General features: G+C 69.6%; 13 protein-coding genes, 1 other RNA gene and 1 pseudogene. 5 read left to right on the top strand and 10 right to left on the bottom strand.

Going from position 1 to position 17,990, the window contains the following annotated elements; translation table 11 throughout:
• Positions 1 to 227 precede the first annotated feature (227 nt).
• Positions 228 to 749: pseudogene (locus tag Q0672_RS12700) on the top strand (transposase); the annotation flags it as partial.
• On the opposite strand, the gene Q0672_RS12705 reads toward Q0672_RS12700, so the two are convergent.
• Genes Q0672_RS12705 through Q0672_RS12715 form a run of 3 tightly spaced genes read right to left on the bottom strand, consistent with a single transcriptional unit; the run spans position 714 to position 6,758 of the window.
• Positions 714 to 3,449 carry a helicase-related protein gene (locus Q0672_RS12705; protein WP_298622688.1) on the bottom strand — a complete coding sequence of 912 codons (2,736 nt, stop codon included), beginning with the start codon at positions 3,447 to 3,449 and terminating at the stop codon, positions 714 to 716. The pseudogene Q0672_RS12700 and the gene Q0672_RS12705 overlap by 36 nt on opposite strands.
• Positions 3,446 to 5,461 carry a hypothetical protein gene (locus tag Q0672_RS12710; protein WP_298622690.1) on the bottom strand — a complete coding sequence of 672 codons (2,016 nt, stop codon included), beginning with the start codon at positions 5,459 to 5,461 and terminating at the stop codon, positions 3,446 to 3,448. Before Q0672_RS12710 ends, Q0672_RS12705 begins: the two co-directional genes overlap by 4 nt.
• On the bottom strand, positions 5,454 to 6,758 hold the full coding sequence (locus Q0672_RS12715) for a hypothetical protein (RefSeq protein WP_298622692.1): 1,305 nt from the start codon (positions 6,756 to 6,758) through the stop codon (positions 5,454 to 5,456). The genes Q0672_RS12710 and Q0672_RS12715 overlap by 8 nt, the downstream gene beginning before the upstream one ends.
• Positions 6,759 to 6,916: 158 nt before the next feature.
• Between Q0672_RS12715 and Q0672_RS12720 the strand changes: the two genes are divergently transcribed.
• Positions 6,917 to 7,324, top strand: coding sequence for a hypothetical protein (locus Q0672_RS12720; RefSeq protein WP_298622694.1), 408 nt, complete (start codon positions 6,917 to 6,919; stop codon positions 7,322 to 7,324).
• A gap of 445 nt (positions 7,325 to 7,769) precedes the next feature.
• On the opposite strand, the gene Q0672_RS12725 is transcribed toward Q0672_RS12720, so the two are convergent.
• The 7 genes from Q0672_RS12725 to Q0672_RS12755 all read right to left on the bottom strand — a co-directional run bounded on the left by Q0672_RS12725 (position 7,770) and on the right by Q0672_RS12755 (position 15,545).
• Complete coding sequence (locus Q0672_RS12725) at positions 7,770 to 8,225, bottom strand: formylglycine-generating enzyme family protein (RefSeq protein ID WP_298622696.1); 456 nt, start codon at positions 8,223 to 8,225, stop codon at positions 7,770 to 7,772.
• Between the two features lie 61 nt (positions 8,226 to 8,286).
• Positions 8,287 to 8,616: a hypothetical protein gene (locus tag Q0672_RS12730; protein WP_298622698.1), complete on the bottom strand. Its 330-nt coding sequence runs from the start codon at positions 8,614 to 8,616 to the stop codon at positions 8,287 to 8,289.
• Between the two features lie 619 nt (positions 8,617 to 9,235).
• Positions 9,236 to 11,944 carry an ATP-binding protein gene (locus Q0672_RS12735; RefSeq protein WP_298622700.1) on the bottom strand — a complete coding sequence of 903 codons (2,709 nt, stop codon included), beginning with the start codon at positions 11,942 to 11,944 and terminating at the stop codon, positions 9,236 to 9,238.
• 223 nt (positions 11,945 to 12,167) lie between these two features.
• Entirely contained in the window at positions 12,168 to 12,755 is a 588-nt protein-coding gene (locus Q0672_RS12740; protein ID WP_298622702.1) for an ACP phosphodiesterase, read from the bottom strand.
• 121 nt (positions 12,756 to 12,876) lie between these two features.
• Complete coding sequence (locus Q0672_RS12745) at positions 12,877 to 13,338, bottom strand: winged helix-turn-helix transcriptional regulator (protein WP_284189165.1); 462 nt, start codon at positions 13,336 to 13,338, stop codon at positions 12,877 to 12,879.
• Between the two features lie 65 nt (positions 13,339 to 13,403).
• Positions 13,404 to 13,940 (bottom strand): Spy/CpxP family protein refolding chaperone, encoded by a 537-nt coding sequence (locus Q0672_RS12750; RefSeq protein WP_298622705.1) that lies wholly within the window; start codon positions 13,938 to 13,940, stop codon positions 13,404 to 13,406.
• 84 nt (positions 13,941 to 14,024) lie between these two features.
• The gene (locus Q0672_RS12755) at positions 14,025 to 15,545 is read right to left on the bottom strand and encodes a M48 family metalloprotease (protein WP_298622707.1); all 1,521 of its coding nucleotides are present in this window, start codon (positions 15,543 to 15,545) and stop codon (positions 14,025 to 14,027) included.
• 171 nt (positions 15,546 to 15,716) lie between these two features.
• On the opposite strand from Q0672_RS12755, the gene Q0672_RS12760 reads away from it, so the two are divergent.
• The 3 genes from Q0672_RS12760 to ffs form a co-directional block, all read left to right on the top strand.
• Entirely contained in the window at positions 15,717 to 16,406 is a 690-nt protein-coding gene (locus tag Q0672_RS12760) for a response regulator (RefSeq protein WP_298622709.1), read from the top strand.
• A 10-nt stretch (positions 16,407 to 16,416) separates the two neighbouring features.
• A complete protein-coding gene (locus Q0672_RS12765) occupies positions 16,417 to 17,871 on the top strand; it encodes a HAMP domain-containing sensor histidine kinase (RefSeq protein WP_298622711.1) in 1,455 nt (484 codons plus the stop codon).
• Positions 17,872 to 17,917: 46 nt separating this feature from the next.
• Positions 17,918 to 17,990: signal recognition particle sRNA small type (gene ffs / locus Q0672_RS12770), an RNA gene on the top strand; the annotation flags it as partial.

Here is a 17,990-nt window from a genome sequence, read left to right on the forward strand (position 1 = left end):
ACGCTCCCTGTGTTCGTCACTCAGGACGATAGGGTACAGGGGTGGGAGATGTGTGCAATGGGATGCATTGAAGGGCACCTCGAAGAACCCCTGACTTCCCCGAAAAACTGTTGTAAGCTGTTGATTTAAAATTGCATAGTTTTCGGAAAGCAAGGTTTTTCGAGGTGCCCTGAAGTTGCACCTAGAGCATATTCTGAACCATGCCGTAGCCTTAAGATTCAGTGGCTATGGCAGAACGTAAACCCTACCCGACAGACGTCAGCGACGAAAAATGGGCTCTCGTCGCGCCTTACCTGATCCTTTTCCTGATCGACGGCTGGCCAGCGTCGGCACGACTTGCGCATGCTGCTGCGCTTGACCGATGGACGCCTGTCCCATCCGTCGGCCGTCATTCTGGACAGCCGGACCCTGCAATCGACCCCCACCAGCAGCGCCCGAGCCGGCTACGACGGCGCCAAGCGCAGGAAGGGCTCGAAAGTTCATTTCGCCGTCGATACGCTGAGCAACCTGCTTGCACTGCATGTCACCCCGGCCAACGATCAGGATCAGGTCGGCCAGCTGGCCGAGGCGATCCAGGAAATGAGCAATCAGGAGGTGACCCTGGCCTACGTCGATCAGGGTTACACCGGCCAGAACCCCGCCAACGCGGCGCTGGAGCAAGGCATTGCCCTCGAAGGGTTCAAGCTCCCCGAGGCCAAGCGGGGGGCGTGCTGTTACCCCGGCGATGGGTAGTCGAACGTAGCTTCGGCTGAGCGGCCCGCCTTCGCCGCCTGGCCCGCAATTACGAGCAGTTGCCCGAAACCTTGGCACAGTGCCACCGGCATCGGCGAGAAGCGCGGCGCCGCCTCGTTGATCTCGGCCACCAGGCCGGGCGCCACGCCGAAGCGCTCGCCGGCGCGCGGCGGGATCACCACCCCGTGCAGCTGCGCCCGCAGCGCGTCCCAGCGCTCCCGCAGGACATCCCAGTTGCGTTCGTCGTAGGTGCCCCGGAACACCACCGGCCGCACCAGGATGCGGGGCCAGGGCGCCTCGCCGGGGTCCTGGCAGAGGCGCTCGCCGAGCTGCCGCTCCCACAGGCTGTCGACCCGGTCCACGCGGCCGATCTGCTGCTCGACGACGCCGGGGTTCCACTCCGGGTGGAGCAGCACCACTGTCTTGCAGGCCCGGTGCAGGTTGAGCCCCTCCCGCCCCACCAGCGACTGGGCGACCAGCACCCGCGGGTGGCTGCCGGGCCGGTTGAAGGCCAGCTGAAGGAAGCGCCGGGTCTGGGGCTCGGTGCCGCCGTACATCAGCCGGGCGAAGCCCCCTTCGGGGCGGTTGAACTCCTCGCGCAGGCGCACCTGCAGGGTCTGCCACAGGGCGCCGGCGGCGGTATCGGTGAGCGCCTGGTCGCTCGCCTCGTCGTCGTCCTGCGGCTCGCAGACGGCGTCGAGGAGCGCTGCGAAGGCGCCGGCCACGGGCCGGGCCGCGCCGGCATCCCGCTCGCCGGCGGCCAGCTCGTGCAACGCCTGGGCCACGAGCGCGAGGGCGCCGTCGGGCTGGCCGGCTTCCCGCGCCACAACCTGACGGAAGGCCTCGAAGACCCTCCGCGGGCGGCCCTGGGCCGGCAGGCCGGCATCGAGCCCCTCCAGCAGGCCGCTGCGGAAGTCGCGCCGGCGGCTCTCAAGATCCCGGTACTGGCGCCTCAGCCGCGCATCGAGCGCCTGCCGGTCCACCGTGCCGGCGCGGCCGAGCTGGCGGTGGGCCGCCTGGACGGCAGTCCATTCGTCGTCATGGACCTTGGCCTGGGCCCACGGCTCGCCGGCATCGAGGGCGCGCAGCATCTGGCGCGCGTTGAGCAGGCGCTCGAGGGCCTGCAGCGGCAGCGTGAAGCGCCCGAACACCAGCACCTTCTCGCCGGCACCGGTGACCTCCTCGATCGCCTCCACCGCCGCCAGCAGGGCCGGGTGTTCGTACAACGGGTCGCCGTCGCCGGCAAAGGCGCCGCCGATCACGGCCCGCCACCAGGCGGCCCGCTGCGCCCGCTTGTCGGGGCCGGGCGAGGCGGCGTCGTGGGTGTCGGGGGCATCGCCCGCATCCACGTGACCGTCGTGGACTTCGGCGGCGAACTGGTGGTGGTCCTTGTCCGCGTCGCGCCGCACCTGGTCGATCAGGGTGGCGATGCCGTGGCCGCTGCCCATCGTCAGGCGCAGGCGCTTCGAGAAAGAATCGTCGCTCCCCCGCGCAACCACCGACAAGGCCTCGGCTGCGCACACCGCCTGCTTCCAGGCGGGGCCCAGGTGGAGGGTGTCGACGGAGACCTCCCGCTCCTCCCGATAGGCATGGAAGGGCAGCCCGGTGTGCGCGGCGAAGGCCTGTACGGCGGGCACCTCGCGCTTGTCCCGGCGCAGCAGGAAGGGCGTCAGCGCCGACTGGAAGCTGTCCGCCGTGCCGCGGAAGTGCGCCAGCGCCGCCGGGCTGTCGGGCGACTGGCGCACCCGCAGGCAGGCCTTCACATAGCGCTCGAAAATATCGCCCCCGGGGCCCGACAGCGCCGCCGCATCCACCCCGATGCGCCGGAGCGTCTGGCGCCACTGGCCCACGTCGAGCTCCACCGGCGTCGCCGTCATCGCCAGGTGGCGCACGGCGTCACCCGCCAGCACCACGCCGTCGAGGATGCGCGACAGGCCGCTGTCACCGCCGCGGCTCTTGTGGGCCTCGTCGATGATCACCAGGTCGAACACCCCCAGGCCCAGCCCGACGACCCGCTCGAGATCGGGCCGCAGCCCCTCGTGGCGCCGGTAGCTGGCGCCATCCAGCGCCGCCTGCCAGTGGGTGCGGGTGACGAGGTCGGCGAGCAGGCGGGCGGCGGGGTTCGAGCCCGGCAGGCTGCCTACGGCCGCGACAATGCTTTGCGCGGCGCCCTGAACCCAGCTGTCGTCGAGCTTTTCGTGGCGCCACCGCAGGCTGCGCGGGTGGGCAGCCTTGCGCGCCCAGGCAAGCACGGCCGGCAGCAGCGCCCAGCGCCAGGGCTCGCAGCCCGGGCCCAGCCGCCAGTGGGTGAAGGCGTGGGACAGCAGCACCACGTCCTGCTCGAACCAGGGTGTCTCCGCGGGCCCGTCCGGCGCCCACACCGAGAGGTACTGCCACAGGGTGCGCAGCAGGTCGGGCGCCGCGACGCCGCCGTCACGCAGCTCGGCGCGCCACTGGAAGCCCAGCCCCGGTGGCACCAGGATCAGCACCCGCCCACCCGCGGCGATCACGCTGCGGGCCAGGGCCACCGCAATGCGAGTCTTTCCCATGCCCACCTCGTCGGCGATCACCACGCCGTTCTTCGGCAGCCGCGCGGCGATGCCCCGCAGGCTCGCGCACTGGCCGTCGTTGAGCGGCCAGCCTGGCCGGCCCTTCGCTTCGGCGAGGGCCTCCAGCGCCTGCCCAACCGCCATCCAACCCTTGAAACACTGCTTCATCGCCCCCCCGCTCCGATCGCCTGCAAGGCACCAACGCCCCACTTGTTCTCCACCCGCGCCAGCGCCGCCGCGTACATCTCCCCTTCCCGCGTGGCGTCCGCCTCGGCAAAATCGGGCCGGAAGGCCGCGCCCCGCAGCGGGCTCAGGGGGTTGAGGCCGAGCGCCCGGAAGTAGTCGACCACCGGGCTGCCGGCGATCCGGGCCAGGGTCTGCTCCAGGCGCGCGCACCAGGCCGGCCAGTCGGCGCGGGCCAGGGCGGTCTGCTTGGCGGCGATGTTCTCGATGAGCTCCATCATCTGGCGCACCGGATAGGGTGCCACCCCGCCCGAGCGGCCGCCGCCTCCGTCACCCTCGTCGTCGCCGTCGTCACCCGGGTCGTCATCCCCGGGCGGGCGGTCGTCGTCGGGCGCAGCGGGGAAGCCCATCAGCGCCCACCAGGCCTCGTCGAAACCGAGGCTGACGAGGTCGGCCGCGGCGAGCCGCCCGAACTCGTCCATCACCGGCACCAGACACTCCCGCGCCCGGCCGGCGTCTTGCCAGCGCAGCCGCACCTGGCGCGGCCGGGGCGCGAGCCAGACAAAGCCGTCGTCCGTCCGCGGACAGTGCGTGCCCGCGGTATCAAGCACGGCCAGCTCGTCCGGCAGCGGGCCCTCCGCCTGCAGCAGGCCATCGGCCCCCCGGGCAGCCCAGACCAGCCAGGCCACCGGTGGCGCCACGCGGGCCTCGCCCGGCTCCGGCATCTCGGTGCCGGCGGCCGGCGGCGCGTCAGCACTGAACTCGTCGTCACACTGCAGGGGCAGCAGGTTGGTGACCAGCGTCGCCGGCGCCTGCCGCCCCCCGCGGAGCCACTCGAGCCCCCCGGGCGCGAAGATCACGCCGGCCTCCAGGTTGCCGCCGTGGGCCGACATCGGGCTGGCGAAACCCGGACCTGTGAGGTTGCCCGAGCCCAGATACACCCACGCGCCGCCGCAGGCCGCCGAGTTGCTGCGCTCCCGGGCGCTGAACAGGAACTTGGCGTGCAGGCTGCGCCGGGCATGGCGCCCGAAGACCGCCTCCATCGTCGCCGCCGGCCGCACCGACCAGCCGGCCTCACCGATAGCCCCGACCGCGCCGGCCACCCCCTGGCAGGCCAGCGGGTTGACGAACACGTCGACCGTCGCCGAGGCCGTCAGCAGCCCCGCCCCACGGAGCGCCGCGACGATGGCGGCGAGCACCGTGGGCAGCTGCCCGGCACGGGCATCTGCAGCCGCCTCGAAGAACCCCGAACCCATCGCCAGGTAGTTGCGCGCGCCCTCCCCCGCCTGGGCCCGCAGCATCGGCACCAGTTGGTCGAGCAGCGACTGGCGCCGGTTGTCGATAAAGCGCGCCCGCGGGCCGGCGGCGGCCACACAGCGGGCAAGCCAGGCGGCGAGGCTGTCACGGGCTGCCACCGTCTCGCTGTGGCGGCGCGCGCGGCCGGCCTCGAGCAGGCGCAGGTCGAACAGGCCCTGGAGGAAACCCAGCAGCCCCCAGGCGGCTTTCACGTCGGCGCAGCGCTCGGCCAGCTCGCTGGCGTGGTCGCCGTCATGGGCCGCCAGCTCGGCGGAATCGACCTCGATCGACCAGGCCAGATCCAGGCTCTCCTCGACGGTCTGGCGCGTCCAGTTGCCGGTGGACACGATCAGCCGCAGCCGCCACGCGCCGTCCTCGGGCCCGCGGAAACCCAGCAGCGCAAACTTGGCGTGGAGCAGCCGGAACGGCCGCTGGTCGGCACGGCGCAGCGGCAGGTGGGCCAGCCCGGGCACCTCCACCGGGCCGAGGGCCGGCTGGCACGGGTCCAGGATCAGCGCCAGCGACACGCGCCCGCGGTGGGCGCGCTGGCCCGCGGTCTCCAGCGTGAAGCGCTCCAGCGCCTGGTTGAGGAAGTCGGCGTCGGCCGAGTAGCCGCACAGCCAGCCAAACACGCCCTGATGCTCCGGCGGCGCATCGAAGAGCTGGGCCAGGGACGGCGGGCAGAGGGGTTTGTCAGCCATGGGCGGCCTCCTCGGTGGCGGGCAGCAGCCAGGCGTCCATCAGCCCGTCGACATCGAGGCCGAGCCACCACAGGTTGTGGATGCGGTGGGAGATGCCCGCCGGCCAGGCCGGGTCATCGGCCGGCGGCGCGTCGTCGGGGGCCACCGTGGCATCGGCGCCGTCATCGGCATCCCTCACCCCGCCCCGGAAGGCCGGCCCCGGGCAGGCCTCGCCGCCCAGCCGGCGCAGGATGCGCCCGTCCCGGTCGAGCAGATGGCCGAGCACCTCGGCGTCTAGCGGCGCGATGCACTCGGTGCAGAAACGCCGCGCCTCCTCCGCCGGGTGGCCGGTTTGCAGGAAGGCCGCCGCCGCCTCGCGCAGGGCCGCCAGCCCGGCCCGGACGGGCCCCGGCAGCGCGCCGCCGATCGCCACGCGCCGCTCCGGCGTGGCGATCTCGAGCTCCAGCGCGTCGAGCACCACCAGCGCCGCATCGCGGGCGATGAAGAACAGCGCCCCGGCGTGCAGGTCGGCCCAGTGGGCGGCCAGGGTGATCTCCGCCGGGCGCGCGTCCCACGTCACCGGCGGCGCGCCGCTGCGCCGGGCGCGCACCCAGCGCAGCGCGTCGCCGCGGCGGATGCGGTGCTCCGCCACCTCGCCGGCAGCGCCCTGCTCAAGCCGGGTGTGCAGCAGCTCGCGGGCCCGCGGCGGCAGGGGCAGCACCGGCGCCAGCGCCCGGTAGAGGGCCTCGGTGTTGACCTGGTCGGTCTCGCCGCACACCCACATCGCCAGGTGCTCCACCAGCTCGCGCCCGAAGGGCCGGCAGCCCTCGGCCACCGCATCGATGAAAGCCTCGCCGTCGGCGTTACAGACAAAGGCACTGAAGCGGCTGCCCGCCGCGTCGGCAAAGCCCAGCGCCGGCAGCGCATTGACGGTGCCCATGCGCATCGGCTGCGAGACGTAGAAGCCCGGCCGGCTCACGCTGCGGAAGCTCAGGTCGGCCTTGCCCGCCAGCAGCGTCGTGCCGCGCACGCGGCGCTCAGCGGCCTGCAGCCCGCCCTTGATGGCCAGCCAGCAGGCGAGGGCCTCGATGGCGTTGGCCACCGCGATCTTGCCGGCGCGGCTGCCCCGGGCGGTGGCCCGCTCGGCGACCCGCAGCCCCAGAGTGGCGAGAAACAGCTGCCGGCCGAACCACACGCCGCCGAGGCCGGGCACCGCCCTCTCGTTGAAGTCCCGCGTGGTGGCGGCCAGTTGCAGCGTCCGCACACGGCGGACGCTCTCGATGCTGCCGGGGCCCAGGATGCCCCATGTGTAATTCATTACCCTGTTCCTCCGGATGGAGCCCAGGAACGCCCCGAGAACGTGGGTTTTACGTCCGCCGCGCGGCGTCCTTTAGCGATGTCGATGGCGCGAGCTTACCGACGGATGCGACCCTACCCTGTCGTTTCGAACTGCCTCTTCCGCGCCTTGCTGAACGCATGCGCGCTGACGTCCCGACCGCGGACCGCCATGTCCTTCAACTAGCCGAACAAGGTATCGAGTTCGGCCGGCACGCTGGCGCACATCCTGGACATCATCGCCACGATCCATGGCAAGGTCAGATGGCGATCGCAGGTAAAAGCGCCCGGGCGCCGGCGCACTTGGTCGATCAGGGCGGGGTCGAGGAGGAACTTGGAAAACTCGTCCAGCAGCGGTTGAGGATCGAATTTTTCGAGTTTTTAATGTATATTTATCAGAGGCTTATCGATATATTTTTTACCGGGAGTGCGCGGGTTCTCAAGGAATTTCGCGTTAGGTTGATAGCATTGCTCGCGGCCTGCCAATCGGAAATCTCACCTCGCAGTTCTGGTCGAACTACTACCTCCATCCTTTCGGTTCTTTTGTGAGACGCGAATTGGGTTGCCGCGCTTAGCAGCGCTATATGGACGATTTTGCGCTTTTCTCCAATAGCAAGAAACGCGCACGCACTGTACGAGCGGCTTGCCGCTTTGCGGCTGTGCATCTACGAAGAGAGTGCCCAGGTGATGCCGACCTCCGTCGTCTCCCCGTGGCTGGGTTTTGTGATCGACCGGGAGCGCAGGCCGCTGAAGGGCCGCAAGGTACGATTTGCCACCGGGCATCTGGGGGGTGAGCTACGAGGCCTACTGCCAGGGGCGATTGAGCTTCGCCGAGTTTGACGCCCGCGTGCGCGACTGGCTTGCCCACGCGGCCCATGGTGACACCAGTGGCCTGAGGGAACACCTACTGGATGCATTTGTGCTCTGGCCCGGGGATTTTCCGGGCAAGTCGGGGCGTTGAAGATCGCGGGCAGCGCTACGCGCCGCCCAGTGGTCAGCGGCTCGGCGCTTCAGCGCCCAGCGAAGCGGCGTCCCGCGGATTGATGGGGGAAACACGACACACCCAAAAGCCGATGAGGTTCATACGGAAGAAGGGCCAGAGGCTGGTACGGTAAGTCGCGCGGCAGCAGTCCGGATCGACATCCCAAGCCCCGCCGCGCAGGACACGGGACACATAGCTGTTGAGCTTGTTTTCAGTGGGGCTACCATCGGCATCCTGGCACCATTCAGAAACATTGCCGCTCAAGTCATAGACCACCTCCGGTGTCGGGGTGGCGTCCAGAGGAAAGAGACCGACGGCATTGGTACGTCCAACGCCGATATCACCGTCATCGTCCGAATGAACAGCGCAATTTATCTGAGCTGACTCAAACGGCCCCCAGGGGTATTCCCGCCCTTCGCAACCACGTGCAGTCCGCTCCCATTGCGCCTCGGTGGGTAGAGAAACCACCGCCCCCCGTTGCGGCCGACAGCCAGCGGCAAAAGGCCAGCGCTTCGTCCCAACCGACGTTCTACCGGGGTGAGTTGGGTTCGTCCCACGTGGGCGGCTCTGGCTCCGGAATAGGTTCAAGCCCGTGCCACCAGCGTTCATCCTGGTGGCCCCCGGCGTCGATGAAGGCCTGGAACTCGGCGTTGGCAACAAGGTATCGGGCGATCTCGAAGGTGGGCAAGCCCTGGTGGTAGGTGTCCCCGTAGATGAAGGGCTGAGGGCCCGGGATACTGACCCAGTCGATATCAGGCAGACCGTCCGCACGCAGGCCCACGCCGGGGCGACGGTCCAGGCCCAAGCGGCCGATGGCTGCGCGGGCGCGGGCCTGGGGCGCACAGACCGGATCGGTCATCGATCCGCGGGACGCCGCGTGACTGGGCGCTGAATCACTGAGCCGCTGACCACTGGGCGGCGCGCAGCGCCGCCCGCCGTTTTTCAGCCGAGCCCTGCCGCAACCTGGGCATTCGGCAGGTCTTGGCAGACAGGCCACAAGGGTCGGTACAGCCCTCCCGGGCCGCACTCCGAGCAGAACACGACGAGTGATTTGCGTTAACCCGACGGTCAAGGTATAGTCGCGCCCTCTGCAGTTGGTTGAAACGACGGTTGTGACAACTTTTGTGAATGCGGCTCCCGAAATCGGGGAAGAGTGTCACAAAAGCGGCGTTAAAAGATTTCTTATAAATCAACAGATTATGATCTGATTGACGTTTAAGACCGGTCTTGTGACACCTGGCCACGATTAACATTGATGTTAATCATCAGCCTCATAACCCGAAGGTCGCAGGTTCAAATCCTGCCCCCGCAACCAGTTTCAAGCGTCTAGGCCCAATCACTCAGGTGGTTGGGCCTTTTTGCTTTTGCTCGCGCTTTTGGCGCCGGGTTCGGTGGCTTTGTTGGGTGCGCCGGGCGCTGGGTTCCGCGTCCGGCGCGGCATCCGGGGCGATCGCCGCGTGCCGGGCGGTCCGGCCTGGTTACCCCAGCCAGTGCAGCAGGGCCGAGTACAGCCGTTCCGGCACGACCGGTTTGGGCAGGAAATCGTTCATCCCGGCGCCAAGGCAGTTGGCCTTGTCTTCGCTGAAGACGTTGGCCGTCATGGCGAGGATGGGGACGGTCTGGCGTTCCGGGAGCAGCCGGATGGCGCGGGTGGCGGAGAGGCCGTCCATCTTGGGCATCTGCATGTCCATCAGGATCAGGTCGTAGGCCTTGGCTGCGGCCTTGGCGACGGCCTGCTGGCCGTTGTCTGCGGTATCGACCTCCAGCCCGACGGTGACGAGGAGCTCCTCCGCCACCATCTGGCTGATCGGCTCATCTTCGACGAGCAGCACCGATTTGCCCTGGGCGATCGCCATGAGCGCGGCCTCGGCCTGGTGAAGCGACGGCAGGTCGTGGTCGTCTGCGCCCTCGGCGCCCTTGTCGAGCAGGGCCGTGAACCAGAAGGTGCTGCCTTCGCCCGGCGCGCTGCTGACGCCCACGGTGCCGCCCATCAGTTCGGCCAGCCGCTTGGTGATCGCCAGCCCGAGGCCGGTGCCGCCGTATTCGCGGGTGGTGGAGCTGTCGGCCTGCTCGAAGGATTCGAAGATCTTGTCGAGGGCCTCGGCGGGGATGCCGATGCCGGTGTCGCGCACCTCGAAGCGCACGCGCACCTGCGGGCCCTCGTCGGCCTCGATCTTCACCCCGATGGTGACGCTGCCCCGCTGGGTGAACTTGATGGCGTTGCCCACGTAGTTGAGCAGGGCCTGCTGGATGCGGGTCTCGTCGCCGACGACGCCCGGCAGGTCGGCCGGGGCGTCGATGCACAGCTGGAGGCCCTTGTCGGTGGCGCGGTCGTGCATGATCGACGCCACGTTGGCGAGCAGCGTGGGGATCCGGATGTGCTCGGCGCAGAGGGTGAGTTTGCCGGCCTCAATCTTGGAGAGGTCGAGGATGGCATTGATGATCTCCAGCAGGTGGCTGCTGGCGGCCTCGATCTTGGTGAGCCGGTCGGCCTGCTCGGGGGTGACGCCGGTGCGGTGCATCAGGAAGGCCATGCCGGTGATGGCGTTGAGCGGGGTGCGGATCTCGTGGCTCATGTTGGCGAGGAAGGTGCTCTTCGCCACGTTGGCCGATTCGGCGGCGTTGCGGGCGACTTCGAGCTGCTCGGTGCGCTCCTGGACGAGCTCCTCCAGGTGGGTGCGGTGCAGTTCCAGCTCGTGTTCGAGGGCCTTGGTGGCGGTCACGTCGGTCACGAAGCCGTACCAGACGATCCGGTCGTCCTCGCCCCGTTCGGGCATGGCGTCCACGTGCAGCCACTTGATCTGCCCGTCGGGGTGGCGAATGCGGTAGTCCACGAGCCAGCGTTCCATGCTGGTGGCCGACAGGCGGAGCGAGCTGAAGAAGCGCTCACGGTCTTCGGGGACGAGGAGCTCCCGGATGCTGGTGGCGTCGGATTCCACCACTTCGGGGCTGACCCCGTAGATCTCGCGCACCGCGTCGCTGGCGAAGGGGAAGGCGCCGGTGCCATTCGGGTGCTGGTAGTACTGAAAGACCATGCCGGGGACGTGGGCGAGGATCTTGCGCACCTGCTCGGTGGCGGCCACCTTGGCAAGCAGGGCTTCCTGGTCGACGATGGACTGGAGCAGCCCGTTGAAGGCGTTGGCCAGCTTGCCGATCTCGTCGTCCCGCCCGACCGGGAGGGGCTGGCGCGGACGCGTGCCCTGGCGCATCTCGTCGAGCAGCACGGCGGAGCGTTCCAGCGGCTGCAGCTGCCGGCGCACCCACCAGCCGGCGATCAGGCTGGCCAGCAGGGTCAGCGCCACCGCCGAGAAGAGCAGCCGCTGCTGCATCTGCCGGACGACCAGGAAGGCTTCCTGGGTGGGCAGGACCGACTGCATCAGCCAGCCGGTGTTGCCGATCCTGACCGACGACGACAGTTCCTCCACCCCCCGCGAGCTGACCGCGACACCCGAGCCCTCGTGCCCGCCAAGATAATGGTCGTACACCGGATTGACCCCGGGCGCGGGGCCGGTCTGCATCACCCGGCGTTTGTCGGACGAGGCGATGAAGGTGCGTGATCTGGCGTCGGTGACCAGGAAGTCGCCGGTGTGGCCATACTTGGCGGTGCTGATCTGATCCAGGAAGTTCGGTTCGCTGAGGTTGGTCACGCCCATCACCGCACCCAGGTAGCGCCCGTCCGGCGCCCGGATCGGCAGGGCGAGGGTGATGACCGGGACGCCGGTGCGTTTGCCCACGCGTGGCTGGCTGATGACGGCCTTGTCGGAGTCTCGCACCTCGGGCAGAAACGGCAGGTCGCCGTAATCGGTGCCGGTGCGGTTGAGGGAGGATGGCGCGCTGGCCAGGGCGAGGCCGTCCGCATCCACCACGATGACCCCCCAGTTGAACAGCGGGTCGAGCCCGGCCTGGGTTTCGAGCAGCGCCTGGGGGTTGGCGCGGCGCAGGTCGCCGTAGCGGCCCAGGTGCCGGGCGAGGCGGTCCAGGATGGCGCTGCGCTCATTCACCGAGCGGTGGATTTCGGAGGCGATGAGGGAGACCGTCGAGTACTGCTGGGCCGAGATGGCCGATTCCATGTCTGCGCGCAGATACTTGCCGATCACGAACATCACGATCCAGATCGACGCGACGGAAACGCAGAGCGATCCGGCGACCAGCCTTGTTCTCAACGACTGCCATGAAAGGCCGGTCATCAGGTGTTCTCCAACGATTTCTTTATTTTGATTGCCGGTGCGGGCTGCCATTGGCCCGATCGTGGTCGGGATGGGCGGTGGGGGCACCGGTGCCGTGCGTGCGGCGTGCGTTTTTGCGGCGGCCATGACTGCAACGCCCCGCGGTGGGCCCGATGTAGCGATTACGGTCGCGGACGATGAAAGGTTTAGGCCCCCGTCGCACGCGGGGGCGGGCGGGCTGGGCTCAGCGCTGGGCTTGGAACTGCGCGGCAAATGCCTGCGCGTCGGGCAGGAACGCGAAGAAGTCGGCTTCGAGCCCGGCAAACGCCTCCAGGAGTTCGGCGCCAGCCCCCGCCAGCGGGTTGGGCTGACGCAGCCGGAAGCGCGCCATCCGGTCCAGGGCGAGGGCGACGCTGGCGGCGTCCCGGTAGCTGGCCAGCCAGTCGTGGGCGGCCATGCGTTCGAAGACCGGCATGAAGCCGGCGGGCAGGGGGGCGGGGTGGGTGGCGATCAGCCGGTAGGTTTCGGCGGTGAAGTCGGTGAGCGGCCGGGGGCTGAACTGCTGCCAGTGCAGCGCCAGGAAGTGGTCGTAGAACATATCGACCATCACCCCGCTCACCCGCCGCCGGGCGTCGCTGATCCGGGCGCGGCTGCGACGGAAGGCCGGGTGGCCGTCGGCAAAGCTGTCGATGCGCCGATGTAGCGCGACGCCTGCCGCGAGGGCCTCATCCAGCCCGGCCGGCAGCGGCCCCTTGACGAAGTCGCCGATCACCCCGCCGATGCGGTCGGTGGCGAGCGGCCCGGCGAGATAGGCGTGGGCGAGGTAGTTCATGGGCGTGGCGCGGGGAGTCGACGGGGCGCGGACGGATGGCCGCGGCAGTCATTTTGCGCCGTTGGGGCGGGCGTCGGGCAGGGTTTCGCGGGCCGGGCCGCCGTCGATGCTGCGCGGCGGGTCAGGCCCGCAGGTAGTGGGTTTCCTTGAGCTCTTCCATCACCACGTAGCTGCGCTGCATCACCACGCCGGGCAGGTAGCTGTGCAGGGTGCACAGCAGGTCGTGGTAATCCTCCAGGGCGCCCAGGCGGGCCTTGATGAGGTAGTCGAAATCGCCGGTCACCAGATGGCATTCGGTGATCTCGTCGAGCTTTTCGAGGGACTGGCGGATCTCGTCGAGCACCTTGGGCGACTTGTTGGACACCCGGATCTCGATGAACACCAGCACCCGTAACCCCAGGGCGAGCGGATTCACCCGGGCGTGATAGCCGGAGATGATGCCTTCGCGCTCCAGGCGGCGGACGCGTTCGGTGCATGGCGTGGCGGACAGCCCGACCTGGGCGGCCAGATCGGTCATGGTGACGCGGCCGTCCTGTTGCAGGGCGTGGAGGATCTTGCGGTCGATGGGGTCGAGGGGGCGCATGGGCTTGGCGGGCTCTCTGGGCGGGTGAAGGCAGGGCGCCGGAGCGCCCTGCGGGTGGAAGAAGATCAGCGACGCTTGCCGGCAGCGGGACCGTCGGCCGGCGGTGGGCCGGCACGGCGGGGGCCATCGGCTTCGAACTGGGCCTTCAGCTCGTCGGCCTTCTTGCGCTGCTCGGGGGTGAGCAGCTGGTAGATCTGGTTGGCGCCGGCGGCGCGCAGCTGGGTGATCGCCGCCATGGCCTGGGCTTCGGTCTCGGCCAGGGCCTTTACCTTGGCTTCGTCGTAGTTGCCCGAGAAGGTGAGGGCACGCAGGTCGGCGTGGGCCTTGCGGGCTTCCTTGGCCTTGTCGCGGATGGCCGGGGCCTGCTCGTGCATGATCTTGAAGATCTGGTCGCGCTGGGCTTCGGTCAGCTTGAGTTCGCGGATGAACGGGGGCATGTGCATGCCGCCCTCGAAATGATTCATCCCGCCGCGCATGCCGAAGCGCGGGCCGTGGCCGTCGCAATGGGGGCCGCCGTCCATGGCCTGGGCGGCGAAGGGGAGGGCGGCGGCGGTGGCAGTGACCAGGGCCAGGGGGATCAGGAGCTTCTTGCGGAGGTTCATGGCGTTTCCTTGGAGGGCTTGGGTTGTCGGATCAGGCCGGCGTCAATGCCCGCCTGATGGGACGAAATTTCGCATGTCGGCGTGTTAATGCCCGTTGGCGGCGGGTAAATGCGGGTAAAGGGAAAGTTCGGGTTTGTTACCGCGCGTGCGCCCGTCACCGCGGCCGTCGGCCTTGTCCTCGCGCTCGCGGGCGCGCAGGGCCTGCAGGCGGGCTTCCACGATCTGCACGTCCGGGCTGTCGTCGCGGGTGCTTTTAAGGGCCAGCTGGAACTGCTCCATCGCCGCCTTGGTGCTGCCCGACAGGGCGTAGAGCTCGCCCTGGTGCCGGTGGGATTTGAGCGGGCTGCCCAGCGCGGCCCAGGCTTCTGCGGCCTGCTGGTGCAGGGTGGCGTCGCTGGGGCGGACGAGGAGCTGGGCGTCGATGAAGGCGGCGGCGGTCTTGAAGTCACCGCTCTTGATGAGCAGGGCGGGGTAGTCGTACACCAGTTGCAGGTGATCCGGATAGCGTTTGAGGGCGGCTTCGTAGCGCGCCCGGGCGGCGGCAAGGCGGCCCGACTGGCTGAGGATCTGGCCGGCCAGGGCTTCGAGCATGGGGTGGCGGAAGCCGTCGCGGGCGAGGCCATCAACGGTGGCTTCGGCGGCGGCGAAGTGGCTGGCCCGTAGCTGCCCCGCGGCGAGGCCGTAGCGGGCGGCGATGCGATCCCGGTAGCGACCTTCGGCCAGCTCGGCGGTGAGGCGCTGCTCGGCGTCGCGGGGCTGGCCTTCGTAGCTGCGCACGAGGGCGCGGGCGAGGTGGTAGTCCTGGCTGTCGGGCACCTGCCGGTAGGGCTGGGTGAAGGCGCGATCCTCGGCCTCGGCGACCCGCTGGGAGGTGAGCGGATGGGTACGCAGCCAGGCCGGGGTGGTGCCGGCATCCACCAGCCGGGTGTTCTGCTGGAGGCGCTCGAAGAAGGCGGCCATCGCCCGCGGGTCGAAGCCGGCGCGCACCAGCAGCTGAAAGCCGATCCGGTCGGCCTCCTGCTCGTGCTCGCGGGTGTAGTTGATCATGCTCTGCTGCTGGGCCGCGGTGGCGCCGGTGGCTGCGGCCATGGCGGCTTGCCCGTTACCGGTGCCGGCGGCGAGGATGGCGGCGACCATCGCGGCCATCGACAGCATCTTGGTGCTCGACTGGGCGGCAATCTGCCGGGCGATGTGGTGCTGGCTGACGTGGCTGATCTCGTGGGCCAGCACCGAGGCGAGCTCACTCTCGCTCTGGGTGGCGGCGATGAGCCCGCTGTTCACGCCGATGTAGCCGCCGGGCAGGGCGAAAGCGTTGAGTTCGTGGGAATCGACCGCGAAGAAGCTGAAATGCTGGCCGGCCAGATCGGGGTCGGAGGCCACCAGCCGGTGGCCGAGGGCATCGAGATAGGCGTTGATCTCCGGGTCGTTGAGCATGGCGCCGGAGGCCCGCAGGCTGGTCATGGTCTGCTCGCCCAGGGCTTTTTCGCTCTGGCGGGAGAGCGCGGTCTCGGCCGAATCGCCCAGATCGGGCAGGCTGATGGCCTGGCTGCCGCTGCTCCAGGCCAGGGCGGTGACAAGGGCGATCAGGCGGAGGCGTCGGGGCATGGTTTGGGCGCTGGGCTCGAAGACAGGTGAAATCTTCGGGCAGGGCGCTGTTAAGCCCGGTTCGCAACATGTAAAGGCATGTAAAGGCGGGTAAAAGCCCGGCCGTGAAATTTCGTGGCGGCCCGCCGGCCCGTATCATCTGCAGCAGGTTTTCCAGAAAGCAGGTGCGGGATGAGCAAGGTGTTGCTGGTGGATGACGACGTGGAGCTGTCGTCGATGTTGCGGGAGTACATCGAGCAGGAGGGTTTCGAGGCCGACGTGGCCCACGACGGCGAGGCCGGCGTGGCAGGCGCCCTGAGCGGCGACTACGCCATCGTGGTGCTCGACGTGATGATGCCGCGCCTGGGCGGGATCGAAGCCCTGCGGCGCATCCGCGCCCATAGCCAGGTGCCGGTGATCATGCTCACCGCCAAGGGCGACGACGTGGACCGCATCGTCGGGCTGGAGCTCGGCGCCGACGACTATGTGCCCAAGCCCTGCACCCCGCGCGAGCTGGTGGCGCGCCTGCGGGCGATCCTGCGGCGCACCCAGGATGTCTCCACGGCCGATGTCGCCAGCGGTCCGCTGGTGGCCGGCGCCCTGCAGATGTGGCCGCAGATGCGCCGCGCCCAGTGGCGGGGCGAGCCGCTGGATCTCACCAGCACCGAATTCAATCTGCTCGAACTGCTGGCCCGCAGCGCTGGCCGTGTCGTGACCAAGGCCGAGTTGTCCGAGCAGGGCCTCGGGCGGCCACTGGCGCGCTTCGACCGGAGCATCGACGTGCACCTGTCGAGCATCCGCCACAAGCTGGGCCCGCGGCCCGATGGACGCTCGTGGATCGAGACGGTGCGCGGGCTGGGCTACCAGCTGATCCGCGAGTGAAAGGCGAAGCGTGAGATTCGGTCGGCTGTTCTGGAAGTTCTTCTTCGCCTTCTGGCTGGCCCTGCTGCTGGCGGGCGTCGGCGTGGGCAGCGCGGTGTGGTGGCACCAGCAGAAGGAGCGTGAGCGCATCGAGGCCGAGCGCGATCCGCTGCTGAACGGCGGCCCGCGGGTGACGCTGGCGCTGTCGGCGGCAGCCTCGGTGCTGGCGCACGGCGGCCTGCCGGCCCTGCGCGATCTCGTCGCCGAATGGCGTGGCGAGCGGATGCCGCGGATGTTCGTGGTGGACGAGGCCGGGCGCGAAGTCTTCGGGCGCGAGGTGGGCACCGATCTGGTCGCCGACGCCCGGGCCAAGGCGACCTCGGACGACCCGCGTCGCCCCGCCCGGCTGGCCACCACGCCGGACGGTCAGCGCCTGCTGCTGTTCGTGCCCCAGGTGCCGGGCGAGCGCTTCGAGCCCCGCCATGACCTGCCGCCCGGCGTGGGCCCGAGGCCGGGTGAGCCACCCCGCGGTGGGCGTCCGCCCTTTGACCGGCGCGGCCCGCTGCCGCCCGACCCGTGGGTGCCGATTACCACCGGGCTGATCGCCAGCGTGGTGTTCAGCGCGCTCCTGGCCTGGTATCTGGCGCGGCCGATCCGCAACCTGCGCTGGGCCTTCGGGGCGGTGGCGAGCGGCCAGCTGGAAACCCGCGTCGGCCCGCTGATGGGCGCCCGGCGCGACGAGATCGCCGATCTGGGCGGCGACTTCGACCGCATGGCCCAGCAGATCCAGAATCTCATCGGCGCCCAGCGTCGCCTGCTCCACGACGTCTCCCACGAGCTGCGCTCGCCGCTGGCCCGCCTGCAGGCCGCCATCGGCCTGGCGCGGCAGGACCCGGCCAAGCTCGAGGCGACCCTCGACCGCATCGAGCGCGAGGCCGTGCGCCTCGACGAGCTGGTCGGCCAGCTCCTTACCATCGCCCGGCTGGATGCCGGCACCCGCGACAGCCGCAGCGAGCCGGTCGAGCTGTTCGATCTGGCCGCCGCCATCGCCGACGACGCCCGCTTCGAGGCCCACGCCCGCGGCCGCGAACTGACCTTCACCGGCGAGGGCGAGGCAGAAGGCGAGATGCGGGTCGAGCTCGTCCAGCGCGCCTTCGAGAACGTGATCCGCAACGCGGTGAAGTACACCGCCGAAGGCACCGTGATGGATGTGCGCGCCAGCGCGGCGGACGGGCGCTTCGTGCTCACCGTCGCCGACCGCGGGCCCGGCGTGCCGGAGGCCGATCTGACGGCGATCTTCGAGCCCTTCTACCGCAGCCCCGCCGGGCAGTCGGCAGGGGGCTTCGGCCTGGGGCTTGCCATCGCGCGGCGGGCGGTGGAGGCCCACGGCGGGCGCATCGCGGCCAGCAATCGTCCGGACGGCGGGCTGGTGATGGAGATCGTGCTGCCCTTCGGCCCCGCTGCTGCGGCGCAAAAAATGCCTTGAAAGAAAGTTGGGCGCAGCCGCGGCCTGCTGTTAGAATGCGCGCCGTGGCGGGTCTCCCCGCATAGCAGCGCGGTGAACCTGGTCAGGGCCGGAAGGCAGCAGCCACAGCCGTTCCCTGC

This window comes from uncultured Zoogloea sp. (assembly GCF_937894855.1).
In the GTDB taxonomy this organism is placed as follows: domain Bacteria; phylum Pseudomonadota; class Gammaproteobacteria; order Burkholderiales; family Rhodocyclaceae; genus Zoogloea; species Zoogloea oryzae.

Bases quoted from the DNA above. Each gene is read 5' to 3' on its own strand.
- Q0672_RS12740 (WP_298622702.1), bottom strand. From the start codon at position 12,755: ATGAACTACCTCGCCCACGCCTATCTCGCCGGGCCGCTCGCCACCGAC.
- Q0672_RS12755 (WP_298622707.1), bottom strand. From the start codon at position 15,545: ATGCCCCGACGCCTCCGCCTGATCGCCCTTGTCACCGCCCTGGCCTGG.
- Q0672_RS12735 (WP_298622700.1), bottom strand. From the start codon at position 11,944: ATGACCGGCCTTTCATGGCAGTCGTTGAGAACAAGGCTGGTCGCCGGA.
- Q0672_RS12730 (WP_298622698.1), bottom strand. From the start codon at position 8,616: ATGACCGATCCGGTCTGTGCGCCCCAGGCCCGCGCCCGCGCAGCCATC.
- Q0672_RS12750 (WP_298622705.1), bottom strand. From the start codon at position 13,940: ATGAACCTCCGCAAGAAGCTCCTGATCCCCCTGGCCCTGGTCACTGCC.
- Q0672_RS12745 (WP_284189165.1), bottom strand. From the start codon at position 13,338: ATGCGCCCCCTCGACCCCATCGACCGCAAGATCCTCCACGCCCTGCAA.
- Q0672_RS12705 (WP_298622688.1), bottom strand. From the start codon at position 3,449: ATGAAGCAGTGTTTCAAGGGTTGGATGGCGGTTGGGCAGGCGCTGGAG.
- Q0672_RS12710 (WP_298622690.1), bottom strand. From the start codon at position 5,461: ATGGCTGACAAACCCCTCTGCCCGCCGTCCCTGGCCCAGCTCTTCGAT.
- Q0672_RS12720 (WP_298622694.1), top strand. From the start codon at position 6,917: ATGCGCGCTGACGTCCCGACCGCGGACCGCCATGTCCTTCAACTAGCC.
- Q0672_RS12715 (WP_298622692.1), bottom strand. From the start codon at position 6,758: ATGAATTACACATGGGGCATCCTGGGCCCCGGCAGCATCGAGAGCGTC.
- Q0672_RS12760 (WP_298622709.1), top strand. From the start codon at position 15,717: ATGAGCAAGGTGTTGCTGGTGGATGACGACGTGGAGCTGTCGTCGATG.